Origin of the sequence: Mycobacterium sp. E735 (genome assembly GCF_001666955.1) — a bacterium.
Classification (GTDB): domain Bacteria; phylum Actinomycetota; class Actinomycetes; order Mycobacteriales; family Mycobacteriaceae; genus Mycobacterium.
The window spans coordinates 1-7,917 of record NZ_LZIX01000103.1 but is presented as its reverse complement, the minus strand read 5'-3'; the positions used below and the strand labels follow the sequence as shown (position 1 = coordinate 7,917).

Sequence of the window (7,917 nt, the reverse complement as noted above, 5' to 3'; positions counted from 1 at the left end):
TTTGCACGAGGGCCTGCAGTGCGGCGGTCGCGTCGGCGTACGCCTTCGCCGCGTCGCCGCTCCAGTCGCGTGAGTCGGGCGCGGCCTCAGCGAGGTAGAGGTAGACGGTTTCGTACTTGTCCGCACCGCTGGTGAAGGAGGCGCCCTTGTCCGGGGTCCAGAATCCATTGAGCAGGTCGACCGCCGAGATGGCGACCATCGCCACGTCGACGATGGCCGTCGGCGTTGGGAGCACCTTCGTACCGGACGTCTTCAACGCGTCTGCGAGCACCTTGATCTGGTTCCGTCCGTACCACATCGCTTTGCCGGCGAGCGCCCCCAGATTCGCCCCCAAACCAACCCAATCCCCGGAATACGCGGCGCCACCGCCCGCCTGCAGCCGCGTGAAGCAGTAGGCCAGATCGTGAATACCTGCGAGACGACTCACGGCGGTGTATCCCTTCGCGGTTGGTGACCGATGTTGGACTCATGTTGAGGAGGTGGGTTGAGCCTAACGCCGCCAGACAGGGCCCCGCTGCACGAATTTTCTGGGCGCACAAAGGATTCGGCCAACAACCGGTTAATTCCGCAGAAACATTAAGGGAGGGTTGACGCCCGGAGAACAACGGGACGCCACCGGCGCCGCGGCGTCATCCCGAGTTCATCCGGAGGAGCGACTCCACACCGTTCCCGAATTCGGCTGCGCGTTTTTCGGGATCTCTCTCGACGCGGGTGCCAGCGCTCGACGGCTAACACAGCCCTGCCACGAGCCGGCGGATCGATTGATGTATTACTTCGTCGCGCCCGGACTTCGTTGCCGAGGCTCCGTCAACGGACGCGGGCGTGCCGACCCGATCCCTCGTCCGGCTCCGCCGTGGCAAGGTCAACTGGTGCGCGCTCGGCGCCCTGCGCGCCGGGCGCCGCCCCGGCAGCCGCGTCGTCCGACGGCGCGGTTTCTTCGTCTGGCTGGCCCTGCCGGCTCGTCTGCGCGAGCTGCTGTGCTTGCCCGATCGTCTGGTTGGGAACGTTCATGTGTTGGGACGCCTGCCCCGAGACCTTCGCGGCTTGCGCCGATGCCTGAGCGACCTGGGCCACGGTGGGCGGCGTGATTGGCGGTGCGCCCGGTGTCTCGGGGGCCGGCGAGGCGTAGGCCGGCGCGCCCGCGCTCAAAGCGTCCAGTACGGCAAGGTCTTCCGCCGACGCCCCGTCCGTCGGCGCCAGCCTGGCCAACGCAGCCACGGTGGGCGTCGCCGAAAAAGCCGACGTTCCCGGCATGCTGGCGGAGACGTCGGCAAAACCGGAAACCGTCGACTCAGTGGCGGTCGCCGACTTCGCGTCGGCCGGCGAACCCTCCTGTACCGTCCCGGATGCCAAGGCCGAGTATCGGCCGGCCAAGCTCTCCGCCTGCTTGCCGTTCAGGACCGAGTAGGTGGTCAACGTGGCAAGGAATCCCACGGCGGTCGCGATCCCAAGTCCGGAAACGGTGATTGCGAAGCCTTGCGACACCGCCGGCCCGAGTGGCGGAGGCGCGAACCGAATGATCAGCTCGACGATGTAGCACGCGAATAGCAGGTCCTTCAATATGCCGAAACCCAAGCGCATGTGGGTCACCCATTCGGCCTGGTCCTTCACCAGAGCTGCCAGCTCGAGGTCCAGTTCAGCCATCGTCTGCGCCAGGTTCCCCAGGGTCGTGTCGAGGCCCGCATAGGCTACCGATGCCGTCCCCGCCCAACCGTCGTCGTCCGGAAGAGCCGATTTCAGCTGCGCCGACAACGCACTGAATTGCTGCGATCCGTTTCTGAGGTCGTCACCTTCGACCGGCGGTCCGAATCCGGTCGTCAGCTCCATCAGCTCGACGACCGTGAGGGCCCACAGGATCAGGCTGCCCGCCGTCTTGAGGGACTGCTTACTGCCGGGCACCGACGGGACCTTGACGCTCCCACCCTCGAAACGAATCCGGGTCAGCCCGTCGAGGCCGCCCAACTTGGCGAGTGCGGCCCCACCGGCCAACCCGTCTGCGCTCATGCTGGTCACACTCGCCGCGAGATACTCACCGCTGAAACCGGGGCTGTCGACGCCGGTGAAGTTCTGGCCGAGGCTACCCAGGTTGACCAGGAGCCGAGCCGCGTCGGCGAGTATCGATACAGCCAATTGTGGTCCTCAGGTCAACAGTGCGCTGCCGGGCGAGCGGTTGGTCGCACCAGAGCTTAGCACCCAACGGACCTGCGGCACGCGGAATCGGCTGCGGCAGTTGCCGATTCAGGCGTGATCAGCCCTCGAGTACTTGCTTGTCGATGTTCTTGCCCGCTTGCTCGTCCGTGCTGGCGTAGACCCTCTTGGCGGTGCGTAGCTTGTCGGAGAGTTCCGTGGACGCCTTGCTCATGGCGTCGCCCGTGCTCTTGCGTGCATCCGCGGCCTTGGTGAACGCCAGGTTCGAGTACCAGCTGACCACGCCGTGGCTCACCCAGACATCGGTTTCCAGGCCCGACGCCGCCGAGGCTGCGGTTGCCGCCTGCGTCGACGCTTGATCCTGCGCCGTTGCCAGCCTGTCGAGATGGGATGAGTTGACGGTTACATCGGCCATGATTCGTGCTCCTCGGGTGCTCAGTCTCTTAAGGGTTCTGGTGCAACGATTTTGATCGTCGGTTGTCGGGGATGGCCTAGGCCGGGTTCGGTGCTTGCGTCCGCTCTGTGCCGGCCGCGGCGACCTCCACGGGCGCACGCTCGGCGCCCGCCGCACCAAAGCCGGCACCGGCGCCCTCGACCTCACCCTGGAACGCGGCCTCCTCGGCCCCGGCGCCTTCGGCCGGCGCCGCCGCGCCTTGGCCTTGCTGGGAGGTCTGGATCATCTGCTGCAGTTGTCCCATTGCCTGGCTGGTGAGTTGCGCGGGCTGCGACAGTTGGCTGGAGACCTTCGCGGCCTGGCCCGACATCGCGGACAACTGGGCCACGGTGGGCATGGTGGTCGTGGGCGCGGACGGCGTCGTCGCATCCGGTGACGTCGTATCCGATGTTTGAGATGCGCCGTAGGCCGGTGATTCACTCGCGCCCATCTGAGCGGCCAGCGGGGCCCGCTCGTCGTCCGAGCCCCTGGCCGCGCCGGCCGGTGCGGCAGCGGGCGGTGTGGCTGACAGCGCCGACGGCCCGGACATGCTGTCGGAGATGGCGGCAAAGCTGGAAACCGTGGTCTCTTCCGACGTCAGCTTCTTGGCCTTGGCGTCCGACCCCGTTTGCACGGTGCCGGCGGCCAGGGCCGAGTAATCGCCGGCCAAGGTCTCCGCCTTCTTCCCGTTTTCCACCGAGAAGTAGGTCAAGGTGCCGAGGAAGGTGGAGGCAACACTGAGCCCACCAATGGCCACCGCAATAGCGAAGGCTTTCGCCGCGATGGGACCGGCCGGGGCGGGCACCGCAAACGTGATGATCAATTCAATGATGATTGCGGCCAGAAGGATGTCCTTCAAGATCCCAAAGCCCAAGCGCGCGTGGTTGACCCATTCGGCCTGATCCTTCACCAGTGATGCCAATTGGGAGTCCAGGGTGGCCATCGACTGCGCCATGGTCTCCAGGGTCACGTCAAGCTCGGCATACGCTTCCGACCCCGAACCCTCCCAGCCGGAGTCCGGAAGGGCTAGCTTCAGCTGTTCGGCGAGCAGGGTGAACTGCTGGGATCCGGTGTTCAGCTCACTGCCTTCGGTTGGCGGTCCGAACCCGATCGTCAGCTCCATGAGCTCAACAATGGTCAGGGTGATGGAGATGATGCTGAGGCTCTGTTTGAAGGTCTTCATGCCGCTGGCGCCGCCCATACGGTTGGCCATGATCATTTTCTGAGCCGGGCTCATCCCGCTGATGTATTTAGTGATGCCCTTCTGAACACCCACCATCGCCAGGGACCCGAAGTCGGCACCCCCGCTGGTCGCGGCGCCGGCAATATATTCGGTGCTGAATTCCGAGCCGCCAGTGACGCCTAGGCCTACGCCGGCAGCTTGCTGACCTAATCCGGCCAAGGAGCCAAGGATCCTCGCGGCTTGAATGAAAACAGACATAAGTGGGTCCTCCGGTTTGAGCCTTCCGCGTGTTGATTGCGCGTACCGCGCATTAACCGCCCGTTTAGCGTAACGCGCTCTGACTGGCGCCCGTGCACGAATTTTTGGGAAAGGCAACGGCTTCCACAGCGCGGTGAAAAGGCAGAGATGGTGAACGTTGGGGCGGGTGCGCCGCCGCGCTCAGTGAATATGGCCGATCAGCGTTTCGATCGCGTCGGCGACTTCGGCTGGCACCGCCTCGTCGGCCTCCGCCCGCACGATCATTTCTTCGGTCACCCCGGCCGCCTCGGCGGTCTCCGCGGGAGAAAGGTTCGCCCGCCGCCGGGCCGCGTAGAGGCGTTGTGCCAGCGGGGCGCCCGGGGCGGTCGCACCGCGCGTCATCAGCTCGTCGTAGTGGCGCCGAACCGTACTCAGGGCTTTGATCAGTTCGGGCGTGATCCGGCTGATGCGGGTGGCGCGCACCGCGATCGCCTCGAGTTGCCGGAGATCGGCAAGGATCGGCGTCGCGCGCTCGGTGAACTCCGGGTCGTCGGGCGACGGCAATGCCGCGATGGCCAGGCCGCAACCGTCCACGGCGGCGACGATCGCCTGCGCGATCAGCGAGGCCGGGGCATCGGACTGCGGGGCCTCGGTCGAGGTTTTGGCGGTGCCGGTAGCGACCGCCGGTGGGATCTCTTCGCCGGCGTCGGGCTGTCCGCGGCGGATCCGCGCGATGGTCCCGGCGGGCCACTGCAACACCTGCTCGAGCTTGGCCTGGGTGCGCTCCCGCGGCCAACTGCGGCCCTTTTCGAACGCGATGAGGGCGCCAGCATTGATGATCCCGTCGGCCGCCAGGCTGCGCTGGCTGATGCCCAGTTCCCGACGGCGCGCGGCGGCGGCCGCGCCCGCGCGGGCCATCCCCGGATCCGGCTCGACGCCATCGGACTTCTGTTCGGGCCGTCCACCGGCGCCGGGGGGCGTGACGATCTCGAACGTGAGAACTTCGCCCGAGCTGGGATCGCCGAGCCGGACCGTCATTTTGTCCGTCACCGTCACCGAGCTCATGCGGTGTCCGTCGACGAACATGCCGTCCGGTCCCTTGTCCACGATCCGCCACGAACCGTCCACGGGTTCGGCGTACAGATGCTCCGCGGAGATCTGCTCGATCCGCACGTCGTCCTGCGGGTCCCGGCCAATGGTGACCACGCCCCGACCGGGCTCGATTTCGTGCGACGTCGCACCGCTATGGATGACCAGGACGGCGAGATCGGTACTCGACTCGGTGCGGGGCATCTGCGGTGGTTCCTCGATCGAGGCAGCTGGGCGGGCCTTCCGCCGCCTGCAATCCTAACCGTCGCACCCGTCAAATTCCATCGCATGCCGCTACGTTTCGAATCACAGTTTCGGAGCCGCACCGTCGGAACGCTATGCCGACGCGACAACGACGTCATCTTGTGGCGATCCGCGCGCGGGGACCTCCATGGATCGCGCGTGGAGCGCTACGGTTTCGTGCCTCCATCCGAACGCTCCTTTGTCGGCGAAGAGCCGAAGCGAGCCCAAACGCTACGGTTACGTAACCGTCCCATCCTATTGATGAAAAGTGGCCGTAACGACGCAAATAGCCAGTTCAAAAGGCTTTCCATCCGGTCACGCCGCCCCACTGGGCCGGCCGCTGAAGCGAAACGTCCGAACGAAGCGATGCGATACCGAAGCCAAACTGTTGCATTGCAGCGGTTAGTCCTATACCGTTGCGAAGCAGATGAGCAGAACGCAACGCTTCAGAAGGAACCATCGCCATGACCGCAACACCTTTGTTCAACATCCCGCTCGGCGCCTGCACGCAGGACCCCGACCGTTGGACCACCGCCCCGGACGCCGAGGCCATCGCCGCGTGCCGTGCGTGCCCCCGGCGTTGGATGTGCGCGCGGGAAGCGGTCGAGTCGGCCGGCGCGGAGGGCCTGTGGGCCGGCGTGGTGATCCCCGAAGGGGGGCGCCCCCGCGCATTCGCGCTGCGTCAATTGCGATCCCTGGCCGAGCGCAACGGGTACCCCGTGCGCGAGACCGCGAAGTCGGCCTAGCCTCCTGCCATGGCCGCCCACTTCGGGTCGGCGACGGGTCCCGACGGAAACCGTTGCACCGCTTTCCCTCTGGGACTTCAGAACAGGCGCCGGCCGTTAAGTCGGCTCGAACCTGAAGACGGCGAGCCGCCCCGCCAGTGCTTCGAATTCGTCAGCCGTTCCATCACGCACCATCCCGGATCGCTTCGCGAATGCCACACCGACCGGGACCTTGACCGGGAATTCCCGCAACACCGGCCGCGCCTGGGCGGCGGAGAGTTCGACGATCCGGACCTGCTGTGACCGTCGGCCCCGGCTGAGCCTGCCGGTGCCCGCCGCCCGTGCGTTCGCCGCCCAGTCGGCGCCGGGATAGCCGGCCACCACGTACAGGTCGCCCCGGAATTCGAACAGCGTCATCGGCGTGCTGCGGGGCCGACCGGACTTGCGGCCGGGCACCGTCAACACCATGGCCGGACCGGTGGGAATCCCCAGCCGTTGGACCGCCATCATCACCTTGTTCATGGGCTTGAGGTAGCGCGGTGGGCGCAGTTCGGACATGTCGGGCTCCTCAACCAATGGCGGAGAAGACGTCGCGATGGTCGGCGACCCACTGGGCGAACGGGGTCGCCGGCCGCCCGAGGATCTTCTCGACGTCATGGGTGACCAGCGCGGGCGTGTCGAGCGTCGCGGCGAGCATGGCGATATAGGCATCGCCGAAGGCTGCCGGAAAGCCTAATCCGATAAACCGCTGGCGCACAGCATCATTCGGTATCTCGCAATAGCGCAACTGTCGACCCAGGACGGCACCGATGGCCTCGACCAGTTCCGAATTGGTGAAGGCCTGCGGACCGGTCAGCGGGATCCGCTGTCCCACCAACTCGTCGGTGAGCAGCGCCCGCGCCGCCACCTCGGCGATGTCGGTCTCGACAATGGGCGCCACCGAAGCCGAAGCGTACGGACCGTAGACCACGTCGCCGGCGCGCAGCTGCGCGGACCACATGCCAGCAAAGTTGGTCGCAAAAACGCTGGGCCGCAGGCTCACCCATTCCGCGCCGGAGTCAACGGCCAGCTGCTCCACCTCTTTATTGCGGTCTCCGCGGAAGCGGGACGGTTGCCGGGCGAAGTCGTCATCGGCGTTGATGGCCGAAAGCGCCACCAGCCTGGTGACGCCGGCGCGCACGCACAACTCCACCACCTCGTTCAGGTCGGCACCCAGCGCCCTGGAGTTGAGAAACACCGCCGACGCGCCGGGTAACGCGTCGGCCGCCGAGCCCACCAGTTCGACGCCGGGGGGAAGCCCGGCTCTATCCGGCGCGCGGGTGACCGCCCGGACCGGCGCTCCAGCGGCCACAAGCGCGGTGACAAGGGGTCGCCCGACGTTACCGGTCGCGCCGGTTACCACGATCGTCATGGGATGGTTCCTCTCTGCTGATTTTTCTGCGGTGCTAAAAGGACGGGGCGGAAGGTGGGAAAGTTACAAACGCAGATCCCGTAACTTTTTGCCGCAGCAGATCGTCGAAGAGGCATGAACCAGCCGCAATCAGCGAGCGACCAGGTCGCCGACGCCTGGCGTCGTCACCGTCCCTATCTGGTCAACCTCGCCTACCAAATGCTCGGCGACATCGGGGATGCGGAAGATATTGCGCAGGAGGCCTTTCTGCGGTTGTCGAGGGTCGAGGCGGGTGAGATCGAGGACGTTCGGGGCTGGCTGACGGTGGTGGCCAGCCGACTTTGCCTCGACCAGGTGCGCTCGGCCCGCGCTCGTTACGAACGCCCGGGCGAGGTCGGAGAGCGGCCCACGCCGCAGCGCTCCGATCCGGCTGACCGGGTCACTCTCGACGACGAGATCCGCGCCGCGT

General features: G+C 66.4%; 10 protein-coding genes. 2 read left to right on the top strand and 8 right to left on the bottom strand.

Features of this window, described 5'->3' with window-relative positions; all coding sequences use genetic code 11:
* The 6 genes from A5704_RS08690 to A5704_RS28285 all read right to left on the bottom strand — a co-directional run.
* Positions 1 to 427: EspA/EspE family type VII secretion system effector (locus A5704_RS08690; RefSeq protein WP_304442274.1), on the bottom strand; the 427-nt coding region annotated here is incomplete at its 3' end.
* A gap of 380 nt (positions 428 to 807) precedes the next feature.
* Positions 808 to 2,004 (bottom strand): EspA/EspE family type VII secretion system effector, encoded by a 1,197-nt coding sequence (locus A5704_RS08685; protein WP_156675634.1) that lies wholly within the window; start codon positions 2,002 to 2,004, stop codon positions 808 to 810.
* 244 nt (positions 2,005 to 2,248) lie between these two features.
* Positions 2,249 to 2,563 carry an ESX-1 secretion-associated protein gene (locus tag A5704_RS08680; RefSeq protein WP_067754700.1) on the bottom strand — a complete coding sequence of 105 codons (315 nt, stop codon included), beginning with the start codon at positions 2,561 to 2,563 and terminating at the stop codon, positions 2,249 to 2,251.
* A 76-nt stretch (positions 2,564 to 2,639) separates the two neighbouring features.
* Complete coding sequence (locus tag A5704_RS08675) at positions 2,640 to 4,022, bottom strand: EspA/EspE family type VII secretion system effector (protein WP_067754703.1); 1,383 nt, start codon at positions 4,020 to 4,022, stop codon at positions 2,640 to 2,642.
* A 180-nt stretch (positions 4,023 to 4,202) separates the two neighbouring features.
* A complete protein-coding gene (locus A5704_RS08670; protein WP_067888501.1) occupies positions 4,203 to 5,294 on the bottom strand; it encodes an FHA domain-containing protein in 1,092 nt (363 codons plus the stop codon).
* Between the two features lie 334 nt (positions 5,295 to 5,628).
* Positions 5,629 to 5,799, bottom strand: coding sequence for a hypothetical protein (locus tag A5704_RS28285; RefSeq protein WP_156737638.1), 171 nt, complete (start codon positions 5,797 to 5,799; stop codon positions 5,629 to 5,631).
* Here A5704_RS28285 and A5704_RS08665 point away from each other — a divergent pair.
* Positions 5,798 to 6,079 carry a WhiB family transcriptional regulator gene (locus tag A5704_RS08665; protein WP_067754717.1) on the top strand — a complete coding sequence of 94 codons (282 nt, stop codon included), beginning with the start codon at positions 5,798 to 5,800 and terminating at the stop codon, positions 6,077 to 6,079. The two genes, A5704_RS28285 and A5704_RS08665, sit on opposite strands and share 2 nt — an antisense overlap.
* A 96-nt stretch (positions 6,080 to 6,175) precedes the next feature.
* On the opposite strand, the gene A5704_RS08660 is transcribed toward A5704_RS08665, so the two are convergent.
* Both A5704_RS08660 and A5704_RS08655 read right to left on the bottom strand, forming a co-directional pair.
* Positions 6,176 to 6,616, bottom strand: a complete 441-nt coding sequence (locus tag A5704_RS08660; RefSeq protein ID WP_067888499.1) for a nitroreductase family deazaflavin-dependent oxidoreductase — start codon at positions 6,614 to 6,616, stop codon at positions 6,176 to 6,178.
* A 10-nt stretch (positions 6,617 to 6,626) separates the two neighbouring features.
* Positions 6,627 to 7,469, bottom strand: coding sequence for an NAD(P)H-binding protein (locus A5704_RS08655; RefSeq protein WP_067754723.1), 843 nt, complete (start codon positions 7,467 to 7,469; stop codon positions 6,627 to 6,629).
* A 114-nt stretch (positions 7,470 to 7,583) separates the two neighbouring features.
* Between A5704_RS08655 and A5704_RS08650 the strand changes: the two genes are divergently transcribed.
* Positions 7,584 to 7,917 (top strand): sigma factor (locus tag A5704_RS08650; protein ID WP_304442277.1); only part of this gene is annotated, 334 nt, incomplete at its 3' end.

What these genes read in the sequence shown, in the direction of transcription:
- A5704_RS08685 (WP_156675634.1), bottom strand. Translation starts at nt 2,004, where the DNA reads ATGAGCGCAGACGGGTTGGCCGGTGGGGCCGCACTCGCCAAGTTGGGC.
- A5704_RS08680 (WP_067754700.1), bottom strand. Translation starts at nt 2,563, where the DNA reads ATGGCCGATGTAACCGTCAACTCATCCCATCTCGACAGGCTGGCAACG.
- A5704_RS08675 (WP_067754703.1), bottom strand. Translation starts at nt 4,022, where the DNA reads ATGTCTGTTTTCATTCAAGCCGCGAGGATCCTTGGCTCCTTGGCCGGA.
- A5704_RS08670 (WP_067888501.1), bottom strand. Translation starts at nt 5,294, where the DNA reads ATGCCCCGCACCGAGTCGAGTACCGATCTCGCCGTCCTGGTCATCCAT.
- A5704_RS08665 (WP_067754717.1), top strand. Translation starts at nt 5,798, where the DNA reads ATGACCGCAACACCTTTGTTCAACATCCCGCTCGGCGCCTGCACGCAG.
- A5704_RS28285 (WP_156737638.1), bottom strand. Translation starts at nt 5,799, where the DNA reads ATGGCGATGGTTCCTTCTGAAGCGTTGCGTTCTGCTCATCTGCTTCGC.
- A5704_RS08660 (WP_067888499.1), bottom strand. Translation starts at nt 6,616, where the DNA reads ATGTCCGAACTGCGCCCACCGCGCTACCTCAAGCCCATGAACAAGGTG.
- A5704_RS08655 (WP_067754723.1), bottom strand. Translation starts at nt 7,469, where the DNA reads ATGACGATCGTGGTAACCGGCGCGACCGGTAACGTCGGGCGACCCCTT.